Origin of the sequence: Pseudomonas sp. IB20, from assembly GCF_009707325.1 — a bacterium.
Taxonomy (GTDB): domain Bacteria; phylum Pseudomonadota; class Gammaproteobacteria; order Pseudomonadales; family Pseudomonadaceae; genus Aquipseudomonas.
In genome coordinates this window covers 5253318-5268624 of sequence record NZ_CP046103.1, presented here as the reverse complement: position 1 = coordinate 5268624, position 15307 = coordinate 5253318, and the positions used below count along the sequence as shown (strand labels likewise).

At 60.8% G+C, this 15307-nt stretch carries 16 protein-coding genes and 2 pseudogenes; 9 read left to right on the top strand and 9 right to left on the bottom strand.

Annotated features, from left to right (window positions below; all coding sequences use genetic code 11):
• Window positions 1–99: 99 nt before the first annotated feature.
• The 4 genes from bufA2 (at window position 100) to cfaB (ending at window position 3314) form a co-directional block, all read left to right on the top strand.
• Window positions 100–351 (top strand): BufA2 family periplasmic bufferin-type metallophore, encoded by a 252-nt coding sequence (bufA2, locus tag GJU48_RS25440; RefSeq protein WP_094949036.1) that lies wholly within the window; start codon window positions 100–102, stop codon window positions 349–351.
• A gap of 67 nt (window positions 352–418) precedes the next feature.
• On the top strand, window positions 419–1264 hold the full coding sequence (gene bufB / locus GJU48_RS24635) for an MNIO family bufferin maturase (RefSeq protein ID WP_094949035.1): 846 nt from the start codon (window positions 419–421) through the stop codon (window positions 1262–1264).
• Window positions 1255–2043: an HvfC/BufC N-terminal domain-containing protein gene (locus GJU48_RS24630; RefSeq protein ID WP_094949034.1), complete on the top strand. Its 789-nt coding sequence runs from the start codon at window positions 1255–1257 to the stop codon at window positions 2041–2043. Before bufB ends, GJU48_RS24630 begins: the two co-directional genes overlap by 10 nt.
• Window positions 2044–2129: 86 nt before the next feature.
• The gene (gene cfaB, locus GJU48_RS24625) at window positions 2130–3314 is read left to right on the top strand and encodes a C17 cyclopropane fatty acid synthase CfaB (RefSeq protein ID WP_094949033.1); all 1185 of its coding nucleotides are present in this window, start codon (window positions 2130–2132) and stop codon (window positions 3312–3314) included.
• A gap of 118 nt (window positions 3315–3432) precedes the next feature.
• Here cfaB and cls read toward each other — a convergent pair whose 3' ends face one another.
• Window positions 3433–4872: a cardiolipin synthase gene (gene cls / locus GJU48_RS24620; protein WP_094949032.1), complete on the bottom strand. Its 1440-nt coding sequence runs from the start codon at window positions 4870–4872 to the stop codon at window positions 3433–3435.
• A 130-nt stretch (window positions 4873–5002) separates the two neighbouring features.
• Between cls and GJU48_RS24615 the strand changes: the two genes are divergently transcribed.
• Window positions 5003–5524 (top strand): DUF3617 domain-containing protein, encoded by a 522-nt coding sequence (locus GJU48_RS24615; RefSeq protein ID WP_094949031.1) that lies wholly within the window; start codon window positions 5003–5005, stop codon window positions 5522–5524.
• On the opposite strand, the gene GJU48_RS24610 is transcribed toward GJU48_RS24615, so the two are convergent.
• The 7 genes and pseudogenes from GJU48_RS24610 to folE2 all read right to left on the bottom strand — a co-directional run bounded on the left by GJU48_RS24610 (window position 5521) and on the right by folE2 (window position 11156).
• A complete protein-coding gene (locus tag GJU48_RS24610) occupies window positions 5521–6858 on the bottom strand; it encodes a dihydroorotase (RefSeq protein ID WP_094949030.1) in 1338 nt (445 codons plus the stop codon). The genes GJU48_RS24615 and GJU48_RS24610 overlap by 4 nt on opposite strands.
• A 3-nt stretch (window positions 6859–6861) precedes the next feature.
• Window positions 6862–7422 carry a gamma carbonic anhydrase family protein gene (locus tag GJU48_RS24605; RefSeq protein ID WP_017135756.1) on the bottom strand — a complete coding sequence of 187 codons (561 nt, stop codon included), beginning with the start codon at window positions 7420–7422 and terminating at the stop codon, window positions 6862–6864.
• Window positions 7419–7842 (bottom strand): annotated as a pseudogene (gene hisI, locus GJU48_RS24600) (phosphoribosyl-AMP cyclohydrolase). Before hisI ends, GJU48_RS24605 begins: the two are co-directional and overlap by 4 nt.
• Entirely contained in the window at window positions 7839–8717 is an 879-nt protein-coding gene (locus GJU48_RS24595) for a metal ABC transporter substrate-binding protein (RefSeq protein ID WP_094949028.1), read from the bottom strand. Before GJU48_RS24595 ends, hisI begins: the two are co-directional and overlap by 4 nt.
• Window positions 8718–8728: 11 nt before the next feature.
• Window positions 8729–9595 (bottom strand): metal ABC transporter permease, encoded by an 867-nt coding sequence (locus GJU48_RS24590; protein WP_094949027.1) that lies wholly within the window; start codon window positions 9593–9595, stop codon window positions 8729–8731.
• The gene (locus GJU48_RS24585; RefSeq protein ID WP_094949026.1) at window positions 9595–10263 is read right to left on the bottom strand and encodes a metal ABC transporter ATP-binding protein; all 669 of its coding nucleotides are present in this window, start codon (window positions 10261–10263) and stop codon (window positions 9595–9597) included. Before GJU48_RS24585 ends, GJU48_RS24590 begins: the two co-directional genes overlap by 1 nt.
• The gene (gene folE2, locus GJU48_RS24580; RefSeq protein ID WP_094949025.1) at window positions 10260–11156 is read right to left on the bottom strand and encodes a GTP cyclohydrolase FolE2; all 897 of its coding nucleotides are present in this window, start codon (window positions 11154–11156) and stop codon (window positions 10260–10262) included. Before folE2 ends, GJU48_RS24585 begins: the two co-directional genes overlap by 4 nt.
• Before the next feature lie 128 nt (window positions 11157–11284).
• Here folE2 and GJU48_RS24575 point away from each other — a divergent pair.
• A pseudogene (locus tag GJU48_RS24575) lies at window positions 11285–12496 on the top strand (N-acetylmuramoyl-L-alanine amidase).
• On the opposite strand, the gene GJU48_RS24570 reads toward GJU48_RS24575, so the two are convergent.
• The gene (locus GJU48_RS24570; protein ID WP_094949024.1) at window positions 12493–12861 is read right to left on the bottom strand and encodes a glutamine synthetase; all 369 of its coding nucleotides are present in this window, start codon (window positions 12859–12861) and stop codon (window positions 12493–12495) included. The pseudogene GJU48_RS24575 and the gene GJU48_RS24570 overlap by 4 nt on opposite strands.
• A 126-nt stretch (window positions 12862–12987) precedes the next feature.
• On the opposite strand from GJU48_RS24570, the gene dksA reads away from it, so the two are divergent.
• Genes dksA through GJU48_RS24555 form a run of 3 tightly spaced genes read left to right on the top strand, consistent with a single transcriptional unit; the run spans window position 12988 to window position 15269 of the window.
• Window positions 12988–13392, top strand: coding sequence for an RNA polymerase-binding protein DksA (dksA, locus tag GJU48_RS24565; RefSeq protein WP_094949023.1), 405 nt, complete (start codon window positions 12988–12990; stop codon window positions 13390–13392).
• Window positions 13393–13419: 27 nt separating this feature from the next.
• A complete protein-coding gene (zigA, locus tag GJU48_RS24560) occupies window positions 13420–14625 on the top strand; it encodes a zinc metallochaperone GTPase ZigA (RefSeq protein ID WP_094949022.1) in 1206 nt (401 codons plus the stop codon).
• The gene (locus tag GJU48_RS24555; protein ID WP_094949021.1) at window positions 14625–15269 is read left to right on the top strand and encodes a DUF1826 domain-containing protein; all 645 of its coding nucleotides are present in this window, start codon (window positions 14625–14627) and stop codon (window positions 15267–15269) included. Before zigA ends, GJU48_RS24555 begins: the two co-directional genes overlap by 1 nt.
• Window positions 15270–15307 lie beyond the last annotated feature (38 nt).

Sequence of the window (15307 nt, the reverse complement as noted above, 5' to 3'; positions counted from 1 at the left end):
ACACGGCTGTAACGCGGATAAGGGACCTCACTCTAGTGGTATGTCGAGACTGAACAATCCGTTCAGACCGGCTCCACTACCGATCATGAGGAATACACGATGAACATCAAATCCGCTGCTGCTGGTGCCGCCCTCGCAATGGCCGCCGCTACTATGTTTGCTGGTGTTGCCACTCAGGCTCAAGCCGCTGATACCGCTGTGCATTGCTATGGCGTCAACGCTTGCAAAGGCCAGAACGACTGCAAAACCAAAGACCACGCGTGCAAAGGTCAGGGTTCTTGCAAAGGCCAGGGCTTCCTCTCCATGAGCAAAGCCATGTGCGACCAGAAAGGCGGCACCGTCGGCGAATAACCGGCAACCAAGTGCACCCGCAGCGGATGCCCCCCACCGCTGCGGACACTTTGCCTTGGAGTGAGTCATGTCCGCGTCCCTTCCAAGTCTGGGTTACGGCCTGGGTTTACGCAGTGAGTACTACCAGCAGATCCTTGAACAATCGCCGGCCGTGGATTGGTTCGAAGTGATCTCCGAGAATTATCTGGTCCAGGGCGGTAAAGCCTTGTATTACCTGGACGCGATAGCCGAGCGTTATCCCTTGGTGATGCACGGTGTGTCCCTGTCCATCGGTGGGCCGCATGCCCTCGATATCGATTACCTCAAACAAATCAAACAGCTCGCCGAGCGCATTCAGCCCGCGTGGATTTCCGATCACCTGTGCTGGAGCCGTGGCAGTGCGCACCAATTGCACGACTTGCTGCCACTGCCTTACACCGAAGAAAGCCTTTATCACGTAGCCGGCCGCGTGCGCCAAGTGCAGGACGTGTTACAGCGCCCGTTAGTATTGGAAAATGTCTCCAGCTACGTGCGCTCCAAGGCGGATGAATTCACCGAGTGGGAATTCCTCAATGCCTTGGCTCATCTCACGGGCTGCCAGCTGTTGCTGGACGTCAACAATGTGTATGTCAGCTCGCGTAATCACGGGTTCGACGCCTGGACCTTTATCCGCAGCCTGCCGCCCGAAAGCATTCGCCAGCTGCACTTGGCCGGGCATATGGATTACGGCGATTACGTGGTCGATACCCACGACCATCCGGTCTGCGACCCGGTGTGGGCGCTTTATCAGCAAACGCTAGAGCTGTTGGGGCCGGTGTCGACGTTGTTGGAGCGCGATGACCATTTCCCACCTTTCGAAGAGCTGCTCACCGAGCTGAGCAAGGCCCGTGAACTGGGCGCTGCCGCGTTGGCCAGGAGGGCGTTATGCGCCTGATTGATTGGCAGCTGGCCTTTGAACAGCATCTATTGTGTGAAACCTCGGTGGCCAACCATTGTTTTGCCGCCACCTTGCTGGGCGGGCCGACCCTGGACGTGGACACGGGCCTGGCGATTTATCACAACGCCTATGTCGCCCGACTGCAAGAAGTGTTGCGGCATGACTTCGGCGCCATCTGGTATTGGCTGGGGGACGATGAATTCGCGTTACTGACACACGCCTATGTGCGGCGTTATCCGTCTGCCCATTACAGCCTGCGATGGCTGGGCGAGCGGTTCCCGGCGTTTCTCGTTGAGCATCTGGTGGCTGAGCAAAGCGCGCCGCTGGCCGAGCTGGCGCGGTTGGAGTGGGCGTTTACCCTGGCCTTTGACGCGCCGCAGGGCGAGCCGCTGAGCCTGAATGACATGGCGCAATTGGCACCCGAAGACTGGCCGGGTTTGCAGGTCACCCTGGCGCCGTCGGTGCAGCAGGTGCTGTGCCATTTCAACAGCGTGGCGATCTGGCGAGCCAGCAAAGATGAGTCGGATTTCCCTGACAGCCAGGCATTGGAATTGGCGCAGATTTGCCTGGTGTGGCGTCACCAGAACGTGTGCCATTACCGCAGCCTGGAGCCGGCCGAAGCCTGCGCGTTGGCGGGAATGGTGACCACTGGCTGGAGTTTTTCAGAACTGTGCGCAGAGTTGGCAGTCACTACTGGAGAGGGTGCGCCACTGCAAGCGGTTACGTGGCTGAAACAGTGGATCCAGGACGGTTTGCTCGAGCGACGAGGCCTATAGAATAGCGCTATCAATTCGATAGCCTCCTACTTTGTCTTCGGATGGTCTACCCTCAAACCAGACGTCTGAAACAAGGGGGATTACTCATGCTCGCGCAACTTCCACCGGCCTTACAGAATCTTAAGCTACCGCTACGTCTTCGACTCTGGGACGGCCATGAATTCAACTTGGGCCCCGAGCCCAGTGTGACCATCGTGGTGAAGGACCCCACGTTTGTGTCCAGTCTGACCCATCCAACGCTCGACTCATTGGGCGAAGCCTTCGTCGAGGGCAAATTGGAGCTGGAAGGCTCCATCACCGAAGTGATCCGGGTGTGTGACGAGTTGAGTCACGCCCTGATTGATGACGACGAGGGGAGTCGTCCGGTGCGCTCGATCCACGACAAGGCCACTGACGCAGCGGCCATTTCCTACCATTACGACCTGTCCAACGAGTTCTACCAGCTGTGGCTGGACCAGGACATGGCGTACTCCTGCGGTTATTTCGAAACCGGCAGCGAATCCATCGATCAAGCTCAACAAGACAAATTTCGCCATCTGTGCCGCAAGTTGCGCTTGCAGCCGGGTGAGTATTTGCTCGACGTAGGCTGCGGTTGGGGCGGGCTGGCGCGGTTTGCGGCGCGTGAGTTCGGGGTCAAAGTGTTTGGCATCACCCTGAGCAAGGAACAACTGGAGTTGGCCCGGGAACGGGTCAAAGCCGAGGGCCTGGAAGGCCAGGTGGACCTGCAACTGCTCGACTACCGCGACCTGCCGCAAGACGGTCGTTTCGACAAAGTGGTGAGCGTGGGCATGTTTGAACACGTCGGCCACGCCAACCTGGCGCAGTACTGCAAGGTCCTGTTTGGCGCAGTGCGTGAAGGCGGCCTGGTGATGAACCACGGCATTACTGCTAAACACATCGACGGCCGCCCAGTTGGCCGTGGCGCCGGGGAGTTTATCGAGCGTTATGTGTTCCCCAACGGCGAGCTGCCGCACCTGGCGATGATGACGGCGGAAATCAGCGAGGTCGGGCTGGAAGTGGTCGACGTCGAAAGCCTGCGCCTGCACTACGCGCGCACGCTGGACCATTGGAGCGAGCGCCTGGAAGACAACCTGGAAGCGGCGGCGAAGAGGGTGCCGGAGCAAGCGTTACGCATCTGGCGGCTGTATTTGGCGGGTTGCGCGTATGCGTTTGCGCGGGGCTGGATCAATTTGCACCAGATATTGGCGGTAAAACCGCATGCCGATGGCAGCCATGAACTGCCGTGGACGCGGGAAGATATCTACCGCTGACTTAGGAACACCGAAGGTCTAAAAAACGTGGGAGCTGGCTTGCCAGCTCCCACGTTGTTTTGAAGGTCTAAAAAACGTGGGAGCTGGCTTGCCAGCTCCCACGTTTGTTCTGTTGTGTTCAGAGGATGGGTGAAATAAGCCGTGCTACCCGCATGCCCAGATGTTGCAGGCGGCGGGTCTCAAGGCTTTCCTCCTGGCTGACTTCATGGGCCAAGGCGAAGTCATCCAGCAGCATCTGCTCCACCTCGCTGGCAAAGGCTTCATCGACCGTCAGCAACATCACTTCAAAATTCAGCCGGAACGAACGGTTGTCCATGTTCGCACTGCCGATGGCGCTGATTTCGCTGTCCACCAACACCACTTTCTGATGCAGGAAGCCCGGCTTGTAGCGGAACACCCGCACGCCGGCGCGTACCGCTTCGATCGCATACAGGCTGGAAGCGGCATAGACGATGCGGTGGTCCGGCCGCGACGGCAGCAGTAGGCGCACATCCACGCCGCGCAGCACCGCCAGGCGCAGGGCCGCGAACACGGCTTCATCGGGCACGAAATACGGGCTGGTGATCCACACCCGCTCGGTCGCTGCGTGAATGGCCTCGACGAAAAACAGTGAGCAGGTTTCATACGGGTCGGCCGGCCCACTGGCGAGCAACTGGCAGAGCACACCGTCTTCGGGGTAAGCGTCCGGCAGGATCAGCGGCGGCAATTCCCGTGCGGCCCAGAACCAGTCTTCGGCAAACGACTCCTGCAGGCACGCCACTACAGGGCCTGTGACCTGCACATGGGTATCGCGCCACGGTGCCAGCGGTGGCTTTTTGCCCAAGTACTCATCACCGACATTATGCCCACCGACAAACCCGGTGATGCCGTCCACCACCACGATCTTGCGGTGGTTGCGGAAGTTGACCTGAAAGCGATTGAGCCAACCGCTGCGGGTGGCGAACGCTTTGACTTTGACCCCAGCGTCGCGCAGCGACTGCACATAACTGTAGGGCAGGGCGTGGCTGCCGATGCGGTCGTAGAGCACGTAAATATCTACGCCTTCGGCAGCTTTTTCCTTCAGCAAGGCATGCAACTGCCTGCCAAGATCGTCGTCATGAATGATGAAGAACTGGAACAGCACGGCGGTCTTGGCGTTGCGAATCGCCTCGAAAATCGCGCTGAACGTGGCTTCGCCATTGATCAGCAAGCGCACTTCATTGTTGGCCAGGCACGGCATGCGGCCCAGCTTGGGCATGGCGCGCAGGGACGCGTAGGCGCTGGAGTTGCGCGCGGCCAGGGCTTCTTCGACCCAAGGGCGCCAGTTCAGCTCGGTAATGGCGGTGTGCATTTCCTGGTTGGCTTGGCGACGGGCCTGGATGTACGCGTCGAAGGTGCTGCGGCCGAAGATCAGGTAAGGGATCAGCGTCAGGTAGGGCATGAACATCAGCGACAAGGCCCAGGCGATAGAGCCTTGGGCGGTCCTGACGGTCAGCACTGCGTGGATCGCGGCCAGAGTCCCGAGAAAATGCAGCGTGGCAATGAAGTAGGCGAGCAGGTGCGGGCCAAAAAAATCCATGAACGACGTAACTCCAGGCAATCCAGTGCCTAACAGACCATGAACAGCGGTGAATGTCGCTATTTTATTTGCCGTGCAACACTGGCAACTTTACGGCGTCTAACGCCGACAATTACCCAGGAGTTACCCGATGAATGCTCGTCTGCTTGGTTTGGCCATGGTTGTTGGATTGACGCTGCCCGTGGCGGCTCAGGCGCAGATGCTGGCGCCGGGCTTGTGGGAATTGACCACCAGCAATATGAAAGTCGATAACCAGGACTTGCCGGACCTGTCGCTGATCCTCGGTCAGCTCAAGCAACAGATGACGCCTGAACAGCGCGCCATGCTCGAAAAGCAGGGCATCACCATGGCGGGTAAAGGCGTGCAGGTGTGCCTCACGCCCGCCCAGGTTGCTTCTGATTCGATCCCGTTGACCGACCCTCAATCGGGCTGCAAACAGGAAGTGACCGACAAAACCGGCAACCAATGGAAATTCCGCTTCAGTTGTCCGAAAGCCCAAGGCACTGGCGTTGCGACCTTCCGGAGCCAGCAGGAATTCACCACCACCGTTAACGGCACTTTCAATGCCACCGGCATCCAGCAGAAGGGCAGCCTGGACACGCACGCCCAGTGGCTGGGCAACGATTGCGGTACGGTCAAACCCCGCGCTTAACGCAGAAAATGCAGGGGCAACCCCTGGCAACTGTCGACCACCTGGCCGTTGTGCCACGCCAGGTGGCCGGACACCAGCGTGGTGCTGACGCTGTGGCGAAAGCTGCGCTCGGCAAAGGGCGTCCAGCCGCAGCGCGCGAGGATCGGTTGGCTGCTGACGGGTTTGCCTTCGGGCTCGGGTTTGATCAGCACCAAGTCGGCCCAATAGCCTTCGCGTAGATAACCTCGGTCCGGGATGGCGAACAAGTCGGCCACACGGTGACTGGTCTTCGCCACCAGCGTGGTCAGCGGCAAATGCCCGTCGATCACCAACTCCAACAACGCCGGCAACGCGTGCTGCACCAGCGGCAGGCCTGACGGCGCTTCGCGATAGCCCAACTGTTTCTGCGCCCAGGTATGCGGCGCGTGATCACTGCCAATCACATCCAGACGGTCACTCAGCAGGGCCAGGCGCAGGGCGTCGCGGTCGGCGCGGGTCTTGATCGCCGGGTTGCATTTGATCTGGTGGCCGAGGCGGTGATAGTCGCGGTCATCGAACAGCAAGTGGTGCAGGCAGACCTCGGCGGTGATGCGTTTTTCCGATAAGGGTTTGTCCTCGAACAGGGCCAGCTCGCGGGCGCTGGTCAGGTGCAGCACGTGCAGGCGCGTGCCGTGACGCTTGGCCAGTTCCACCGCAAAAGACGATGAGCGATAACAGGCTTCGGCATCGCGGATCAGCGGGTGGGCGACGGCGGGAATGTGCTCGCCGAAGCGCTCACGCAGGCGCTGCTCGTTCGCCAGGATGCTCGGCGTGTGTTCGCAGTGGGCGAGGAGGATGGTCGGTACTTCGGCAAACAGCCGCTCCAGAATCCGCGGGTCGTCCACCAGCATGTTGCCGGTGGAGGCGCCCATGAACACTTTGACCCCGGCCACTTCGCGCGGGTCGAGGGCGGCGACGGTGTCCAGGTTGTCGTTGCTCACGCCAAAGTGAAAGCCGTAGTTGGCCACCGAATTCAATGCGGCCCTTCGCTTCTTATCGGCCAGGGCTTGGAGGTTCAGGGTGGCGGGGTTGGTGTTGGGCATGTCCATGAAGCTGGTAATGCCACCGGCCACCGCCGCGCGGGACTCGCTGTAGAAACTGCCTTTGTCGGGCGCGCCAGGTTCGCGAAAGTGCACCTGGTCATCGATCATGCCGGGCAGCAGCCATTGACCCTGGGCGTCGATTTCTACCGGTTCGTTGTAGCCTTCGAGGCTGGCGGCAATCTTCTCGATGCGGCCGTTGGCGACCAGTACATCGGCATCGAACTCCCGGCCTTCATTCACCAGGCGGGCATTGCGAATCAGCAGGCGGCTCATGGTTCAGAACTCGTTTTGCAGGGCTTTGTAACCGCGCACCAGGTCGACGTTGGTGCGCGCCACGTCTTCGGAAAACTCCGAAGCGCTGACACTCACCGGCGGGAATTGCGACAGGTCGGTGTTCGGCCCGATGCGGGTGGTGGAGGGCACATAGAAGGCGGCGGGCAGGTCGCGGCCATCGACCACTGAGTTGTGGCGCACCACGCAGCCATCGCCGACGGCGCAGTTGAACAGCACGCTGTTGAAACCGATAAACACGCGGTCGCCAACGGTGCACGGGCCGTGGACGATGGAGCGATGCGCGATGGACGTGAATTCTCCGATCGTCACCGCCGCGCCAGATTTGGAGTGGATGACCACGCCGTCCTGGATATTCGAATTGGCACCGATGGTGATCGGGTCCATGTCGCCGGTGGCGTCGACTTCGTCGGCACGGATCACCGCGTAAGGGCCGACAAACACGTTCTCGCCGATGATGACCTTGCCGCAGATGATCGCGGTTTTGTCGACGTAGGCCGACTCGGCAATCACCGGCAGATCGCCGGAAGGGTTCTTGCGGATCATGCAGTGGGCTCCTTTTTAAGGGGCGAGGTGATGATATGAACGTAGGCGCCGTCGATGGCGTTGTAGAAACAGGTCGGCCGGCCGGTGTGGCAGGCCGGGCCTTGTTGGTCGACGATCAGCAGTACCGCGTCGCCGTCGCAGTCCAAACGTGCCTCGAGCAGTCGTTGCCGGTTGCCGGAGCGTTCGCCTTTGCGCCACAGCTGCCGTCGCGAGCGCGACCAGTAGCAGACCTGCCCGGTGGCCAGGGTTTCGCTGAGGGCCTGGCGGTTCATCCAGGCGAGCATCAACACTTCGCCGCTGCCGTGCTGCTGGGCGATGGCAGCAATCAGGCCGTCGCTGTTCCACGGCAGGGCGTCGAGCACCGGTTCGAGTGGGAAGCGGGGCGTGGCCCGCTTCCAGGTCGAGCATGCTCAAGGTCATGGCTTGCTCAGGGCGGCGCACAGGGTGTTGAGGTTGTACTCGAACAGCCCGGTGAAGGTGCTGGCCGGGCCTTCGGCGGCAAGGGCGTCGGAGTACAGCGTGCCGCCGATCTGTGCGCCGCTTTCGTCAGCAATCTGCTTGAGCAGGCGCGAGTCCTTGATGTTTTCCACGAACACGGCTTTGACCTTGTCCTTGCGGATCTGGGTGATCAGCGCAGCGACTTCGGCGGCCGACGGCTCACGTTCAGTCGACAGACCTTGGGGCGCCAGGAACTGGATGCCATAAGCTTGGCCCAGGTAACCGAAGGCGTCATGGGAGGTGACGATGCGACGGTTGCCCGGTGGCAGCGCGCCGAACTTGGTTTTGGCTTCGGCCAGCAGGCGGTAGATTTCTTTCAGGTAGGTTTGGCTGTTGCGCAGGTAGTCCGCCTTGTTGCTTGGGTCGGCCGCCACCAGTGCCTTGGTGATGTTATTCACATAGATTTCGGCGTTGGCCAAGTTGTGCCAGGCGTGCGGGTCGGGGATGGTTTCGCCGTCTTCGTCCATGGTGTGGGAGATCACGCCCTTGCTGGCGGTCACGACCGTGGCTTTGGTTTCTGTGCTGGTTACCAGGCGGTCCAGCCAAGGTTCAAAGCCCAGGCCGTTCTTGATGATGAGCTTGGCCTTGAGCAGCGCTTTGGCGTCATCCGGCGTGGGTTCGTAGGTGTGGGCGTCAGCGTCCGGGCCAACCATGTTGCTGATCTGGATGTGGTCGCCACCGATCTGGTGGGTGATGTCATCGAGAATACTGAAGCTGGTAACCACTTGGAGCTTGTCGGCGGCCTGGGCCATCGACAAAGGCAGCAGCAGGCTGAACAGCACGAGTAGAGCGCGCATCGGGAAACACCTCATTGGGATGTAAGCAAAGGCGGGCGGCGCAGCAAGCCGTGCACCGGACCGAAGATTACGGACAGCAAATACCCACCGCCAGCCACCAGCACGATGGCCGGGCCGCTGGGCAGCGAGTAGTAGAACGACAGCAACAAACCGAACCACACCGACAGGCATCCCAGCACCGCCGATACCGCGATCAACACCGGCAGGCGCCGGCTCCAGAAGCGTGAAGCAATCGCCGGCAACATCATCAAACCCACCACCATCAACGCGCCGATGGCCTGGAAACCAATCACCAGATTCAGCACCACCAAGGTCAGGAACAACCCGTGGGCGATCGGGCCGAGACGGCTGACGGTTTGCAGGAACAGCGGGTCGAGGGTGTCCAGCAGCAGCGGTTTGTAGATCAGCGCCATGGCGATCAGGCTGAAACCGGAGACCCAAAGCATGCCGGTGAGGGTGGTTTCATCCACCGCCAGGGCTGAGCCGAATAGCAGGTGCAGCAGGTCCAGGCGCTTACCGGCGAGGCCGAGGATCAGCACACCGGCGGCCAGCGAGATGGGGTAGATGGCGGCGAGGCTGGCGTCTTCGCGCAGGCCGGTGCGGCGCGTGATCCACGCGGCCAAGCCGGCCATGCTCAGGCCCGCGCCGAGGCCGCCGATGGTCAGCGCGGGCAGGCTGAGGCCAGCAAACCAGAAGCCCAATGCGGCGCCAGGCAGGATGCCGTGGGCCACGGCGTCACCGATCAGGCTCATGCGCCGCAGGATCAGAAACACACCCAGCGGCGCGGTGCTGCACGCGAGCACCAGCCCGCCAATGAGTGCACGGCGCATAAACACGAAGTCGAGGAACGGCATCCACAAGTGGGCGGCGAAGTGCATCAGACCACCTGCATGTGAGGTTGCGGGCGGATCAGTTCTTTACTGGGGCCGAACACGCAGCCGGTGCTTTTGATCTGCACCACGTGCGGGGTGTGATGGCGCACCGATGCCAGGTCGTGACAGACGACGATGATCGTGCGGCCTTGATCGTGCCAGGCGTGGATGTGTTTCCAGCACAGCGCCTGGCCGTCTTCGTCGAGGGCGGCGTGGGGTTCGTCGAGCAACAACACGGGCGCTTCGGCCAGGCTCATGCGGGCGAGCAGGGCGCGTTGCAGTTCGCCACCGGACAACGCCATCAACGGGCGATGCTCCAGGCCACTGAGGCACCAATCCTCCAAGACGGCTTGCAGGCGTTCGTTGCGTTGTAGCGGGGTTAGCTGAGTGCCCCAGAAACCGGCGGCGACCAACGCCTGCAGGCTGATTGGGAACTGCCGATCCAGGTGTTGTTGCTGTGGCAGGAACGACAGGCCACCGCGGCGTGGGACCGCCACGCTGACTTTTCCCGCCAGCGGTTTTTGCAGGCCTGCGATGACTTTGAGCAGGCTGCTTTTGCCAGTGCCGTTGGCGCCGATGATGCCGGTGAGGCTGCCTTTTTCCAGGGTCAAATCCAGCGCTGGAGTGAGTGGTTGCCCAGGTGCGCCCCAACGCAAAGCGTTACAGGTGATCATGCAGAGTCTCTCGTCCAGCGGCTTTCAGCCACGGCATCGTGCGCGTGCAGGCTTTCGGCATGGATCACTTTCAGGTGGAAGGCTTTGACGGCATCCGAGCGTTTCAAGGCGAGGTTCAGGCGGCGGGCGGCGTCTTCGCAGAACATCAGGTTCTGCCCGTTGGCCAAGGCGAAGGCTTGTTCGTCCGCACGTTTCACAGCGGTTTGCACGGCGGTGCCGAGGGCGGCCTCGACGTCGTCGATCAGGTTGGTGAGCGGCAAGGTGGACTGGTTGGCGTCCAACTGGATGGAAAGCTCTGCGCTGCTGCGTTGGCTGTGGGGTGTGGCGACGATGCCGTTGGCGCTGCCGAGCCAGGTCAGCACGTCTTCGTGTTGCAGCGGCGTATTGGCGAAATCTTGAACAAATTGCTGCTGAATCAATTGCCTGGCGAGCGCAGCGGAGCAGGGGCAGGTTGAGGAGTATGTAACGTCAATTTTTAGTTCCACGTGGAACATCTGGTTTTCCAGACGCGCCTCGATGCACACCGGGTAGCTTTTCCAGCCAGCTAATGGGCTGACCAGCGCCGGACGTTTTAGCAGCAAATCCGTGTGAATTCGCAGGTACGCGTTCTTAGATAAACCTTCATGACTCTCCAGAAAGCGCTGCAGTACATTACGCAGAAGTGCAGGCGTAAGAAGCTGCTGGTCGAGCATTTCCAGGGCCAGGTACAGGCGTGACATATGAATGCCACGGGCCTCGCCGTCGTCCAGGCTGACGCCCGCATCGGCAGTGGCAGCCAGGCGTTGGCCGTCGACGAGGATGGGCAAGGCGATGCCGCACATGCCCACCCAGTCGAGCGGCAAGGCTTGGCGTGAAGCCTGCGCGGCGATATCCGGCAGAGTCAGCGCATTCATGAGCAGGTCCATCGTTGGAAATAAAAAGACATGTTATATTATAACTATTGAGTCGACGATGCTTTTTCTGTTCCAGCCTTTCTTCAGTCATGTCGAGCAGGGACGCTCCTCTATTTGCGGTACATGTCATGCACAGACGTCAGCTCCTCAACCTGCTGCTGGTCAGCCCTCTGTTCACCTTTCCATTGGGGGCCTTCGCCACACAGATTCGTAATGCGCGCCTGTGGCGCTCCGACGACAAACTGCGGCTGGTGTTCGACCTCAGCGGCCCGGTGCAATACAAGACCTTTTCCCTGACCGCGCCGGAACGCCTGATCATCGACTTGAGCGGCGCCGGGCTCAGCGGTGATTTCTCGCAGCTGGCGCTGAAAAACAGCGGGATTACCTCGATCCGTTCCGGGCATTTCGGCAAAGGTGATACGCGTATCGTGCTGGACCTGGCCGCGCCAATGCAGCTCAACAGCTTCTTGTTGCCGCCGCAGGATGGCCAAGGCCATCGCCTGGTACTCGACCTGACCAACGCTACCCACGCGCCGCGCCAAATCGCCGCCGAACCGCCGCCCTTGATTGCGCCGGTGGATAAAGCCCATCCCAAGCGCGACATCATCGTGGTGGTCGACCCCGGCCACGGCGGCAAAGACCCAGGCGCGATCGGCTCCAAGGGCCAGCGCGAGAAAGACGTGGTGCTGTCCATCGCCCAATTGCTGGCCAAACGTTTGAAGCGCGAGAAGGGTTTTGACGTGAAACTGGTGCGCAACGACGACTTCTTCGTGCCGCTGCGCAAGCGCGTGGAGATTGCCCGTCAGCACAAGGCCGATATGTTTATTTCGGTGCACGCCGATGCCGCGCCACGGCTCACAGCATCCGGAGCGTCGGTGTATGCGTTGTCTGAAGGCGGCGCCACCTCCGCCACGGCGCGCTTCATGGCGCAGCGTGAAAACGGTGCGGATTTGCTGGGCGCCACTACGTTGCTCAATCTCAAGGACAAGGACCCGATGCTGGCCGGGGTGATTCTCGACATGTCGATGAACGCCACCATCGCCTCCAGCCTGTAACTGGGCAGCTCGGTGTTGGGCAGCTTGCAAAGCATCACCACGCTGCACCAGAAGCGCGTGGAGCAAGCAGGTTTCGCGGTGCTCAAATCACCGGACGTGCCGTCGATCCTGGTCGAGACCGGGTTTATCTCCAACACCCAGGACGCCCAGCGGCTGGTGACGGCGCGCCATCAACAGGCGGTGGCGGATGGGCTGTTCGAGGGCTTGAAAAAATACTTCGAGAAGAACCCGCCGATGAACAGCTACATGGCCTGGGTTCAGGAGCAGAAGAACGGCCAGGTCTAACAGCCGGTCATACGGCTGCAGGTGAACGTCGCGCGGGTGCCGCCTGAACTGGAAAACCGGTTGATCGTGGTCCAGCCCACGCGGCGCGTATAGCCGACCCACGCCTCACCATCGGACGCCAACCCGGTAAAGAACGTCAGCTGCCCATAGCGGCTGTTGGTCTGTGCCCAGTAGCGTTTGCCGATCACCTCGAAACCTCGCAAGTACGTGGTGCTGCCCACAGTCGCCACGCTATAGGCATTGCCCAACGGGTCCACACAGGCCAGCAGGTTGGCGCTGCGCGTGCAGTTTGCCAACAGGCTCGGCGCTTGGGCGCAGGCCGGTCCTGCCACCGCCAACAACAGTGCGCACACCAGGTATTTCATAGGGCTTCTCGGGGCAAGAAAGTGTTCAAGCATTGCGCCCTTCGTCGTGACGAGCAAGGGAGATTGGCTTATTCGCATTGTTATACTATAACATCGTAGCACAGCCTGACCCGTGAACCGCTCTCCATGACTGAACAAGACCTGCTGGCGCAACCGCCCTGCGACTACATGAATGAAGCCCAGCAAGGTTTCTTCCGCGAACTGCTGCTGACCCAGCGCTACGAACTGCAGGCGCGCATCCAAGCCGAGTTCCTGGTGCTACGCGAGCAAGAAACCAACAGCGACCCCGCGGATGTGGGCAGCGCCGAAGAACAGCGCCAATGGCAACTGCGCCTGCTGGAGCGTGAAAAGAAGCTGCTGGACAAGATCGACGACGCCCTGGAATTGCTCGCCCGTGGTGAGTACGGCTGGTGCCGTGAAACCGGCGACCCCATCGGCCTGAAACGCCTGCTGCTACGCCCCACCGCGACCCTGAGTATCGAAGCCAAAGAACGTGAAGAGCTGCGCGAACGCCATAAACGGGCGATTTGACCGGCCACCCCTGATGAGGAATACCTGATGCCCAATCGTCTCCCCGTTACTGTGTTGTCCGGTTTTCTCGGCGCCGGTAAAAGCACGCTGCTCAACTACGTCCTGCGCAACCGCGACAACCTGCGGGTGGCGGTGATCGTCAACGACATGAGCGAAATCAACATCGACGGCAGCGAGGTGCAGCGCGACGTCACCCTTAACCGCTCCGAAGAAAAACTGGTGGAGATGAGCAACGGCTGCATCTGCTGCACCTTGCGGGAAGACTTGCTGGAAGAAGTCGGAAAACTCGCCAAGGAAGGTCGGTTTGATTACCTGCTGATCGAATCCACTGGTATTTCCGAGCCGTTGCCCGTGGCCGAAACCTTCACCTTTCGCGATGAAAACGAGCAAAGCCTGGCCGATGTCGCGCGCCTGGACACTATGGTCACCGTGGTCGATGGCATGAACTTCCTGCTCGATTATCAGGCCGCTGAAAGCCTGGCCTCACGCGGTGAAACCTTGGGTGAAGAGGACGAACGCTCGATCACCGACCTGCTGATCGAGCAGATCGAGTTTGCCGACGTGATCCTGATCAGCAAGATCGACCTGATCAGCAGCCGCGAGCGCGAAGAATTAATGGCGATCCTCGAGCGCCTCAACGCCCAGGCGCAAATCATCCCGATGGTCATGGGCGAAGTACCGCTGAACAAGATCCTCAACACTGGCCGCTTCGACTTCGAACGTGCCGCCCAGGCGCCGGGTTGGTTGCGGGAACTGCGCGGTGAACATGTGCCGGAAACCGAAGAATACGGCATCGCCTCCACGGCTTATCGCGCGCGCCGCCCGTTTCACCCACAGCGTTTTTTCGACTTTATCGACCGCCCGTGGGTGAACGGCAAGTTGCTGCGCTCCAAGGGGTTTTTCTGGCTGGCGAGCAAGCATCAGGATGCGGGCAGTTGGTCTCAGGCCGGCGGCCTGATGCGCCATGGTTTTGCCGGGCGCTGGTGGCGCTTTGTGCCGAAAAGCCAATGGCCCCAGGACGAAGAAAGCGCGGCGGCGATCATGGGCAACTGGCAGCTGAGCACCGGCGATTGCCGCCAGGAGCTGGTGTTTATCGGGCAAAACATCGACTTCACCCAGATGCGTGCCGAGCTGGACGCCTGCTTGCTCACCGATGAAGAAATGGCCCTGGGCGTCGAGGGTTGGCGCCAGTTGGCCGACCCGTTTGGCCCTTGGTTCGAGGAGGTCGCCTGATGCTGGCCCCGGTTATCCCGCTGCGCCCGGTGATCCGCCAGACTCGTGGTGAAACCCCGCTGGCGCTGGCTGACGTGCTCAATGACGGCGTGAACCTCGCGGTTTGGCAACGCCAGTTGCCCCTGCATATCGCCCAGTTTGGTGCTTTGCTGGTGGCGCTTAACGAGCCGTTGGCTGAGTCCTTGGTGATTGAACTCAATACCGAGGACGCAGTGCCGAACTTGCAGGGTTTGGTGTCCAGTTGCCGTGATCTTGAAGGCTACGACGGCTTTATCGCCGATGTGTCGTGGCTGGTCAGCGCGTTTGCCTGTTTGCTTGGCGCCAAGCGCATTGGCGTGCGTTTGCGGCTGCTGGACAAGGCCATGTGCCCGCGTTTTCACGTTGACCACGTGCCGGTGCGGCTGATCACTACTTACGCGGGCATCGGCAGCCAGTGGCTGCGCGAAGGCGTGATGGACCGCCGCAAACTGGCCCAGCCGGACGCGGAACCCACTGAGCGCATCGAGCAGATTCTCTGCGGTGAAGTGGCGATGCTTAAGGGCACCAAATGGCATGGCAACGAAGGTCATGGTTTGATTCACCGTTCGCCAGCACTCAAGGCCGATGAGCGCCGCTTGATCCTGACGCTGGATTGGCTCGCATAACCGGGTAGGATCAAACGCTCTACACGGTCTGAAAGATG

Coding starts and splice junctions, on each gene's coding strand:
- bufA2 (WP_094949036.1), top strand. CDS start 100: ATGAACATCAAATCCGCTGCTGCTGGTGCCGCCCTCGCAATGGCCGCC.
- bufB (WP_094949035.1), top strand. CDS start 419: ATGTCCGCGTCCCTTCCAAGTCTGGGTTACGGCCTGGGTTTACGCAGT.
- GJU48_RS24630 (WP_094949034.1), top strand. CDS start 1,255: ATGCGCCTGATTGATTGGCAGCTGGCCTTTGAACAGCATCTATTGTGT.
- cfaB (WP_094949033.1), top strand. CDS start 2,130: ATGCTCGCGCAACTTCCACCGGCCTTACAGAATCTTAAGCTACCGCTA.
- cls (WP_094949032.1), bottom strand. CDS start 4,872: ATGGATTTTTTTGGCCCGCACCTGCTCGCCTACTTCATTGCCACGCTG.
- GJU48_RS24615 (WP_094949031.1), top strand. CDS start 5,003: ATGAATGCTCGTCTGCTTGGTTTGGCCATGGTTGTTGGATTGACGCTG.
- GJU48_RS24610 (WP_094949030.1), bottom strand. CDS start 6,858: ATGAGCCGCCTGCTGATTCGCAATGCCCGCCTGGTGAATGAAGGCCGG.
- GJU48_RS24605 (WP_017135756.1), bottom strand. CDS start 7,422: ATGATCCGCAAGAACCCTTCCGGCGATCTGCCGGTGATTGCCGAGTCG.
- GJU48_RS24595 (WP_094949028.1), bottom strand. CDS start 8,717: ATGCGCGCTCTACTCGTGCTGTTCAGCCTGCTGCTGCCTTTGTCGATG.
- GJU48_RS24590 (WP_094949027.1), bottom strand. CDS start 9,595: ATGCACTTCGCCGCCCACTTGTGGATGCCGTTCCTCGACTTCGTGTTT.
- GJU48_RS24585 (WP_094949026.1), bottom strand. CDS start 10,263: ATGATCACCTGTAACGCTTTGCGTTGGGGCGCACCTGGGCAACCACTC.
- folE2 (WP_094949025.1), bottom strand. CDS start 11,156: ATGAATGCGCTGACTCTGCCGGATATCGCCGCGCAGGCTTCACGCCAA.
- GJU48_RS24570 (WP_094949024.1), bottom strand. CDS start 12,861: ATGAAATACCTGGTGTGCGCACTGTTGTTGGCGGTGGCAGGACCGGCC.
- dksA (WP_094949023.1), top strand. CDS start 12,988: ATGACTGAACAAGACCTGCTGGCGCAACCGCCCTGCGACTACATGAAT.
- zigA (WP_094949022.1), top strand. CDS start 13,420: ATGCCCAATCGTCTCCCCGTTACTGTGTTGTCCGGTTTTCTCGGCGCC.
- GJU48_RS24555 (WP_094949021.1), top strand. CDS start 14,625: ATGCTGGCCCCGGTTATCCCGCTGCGCCCGGTGATCCGCCAGACTCGT.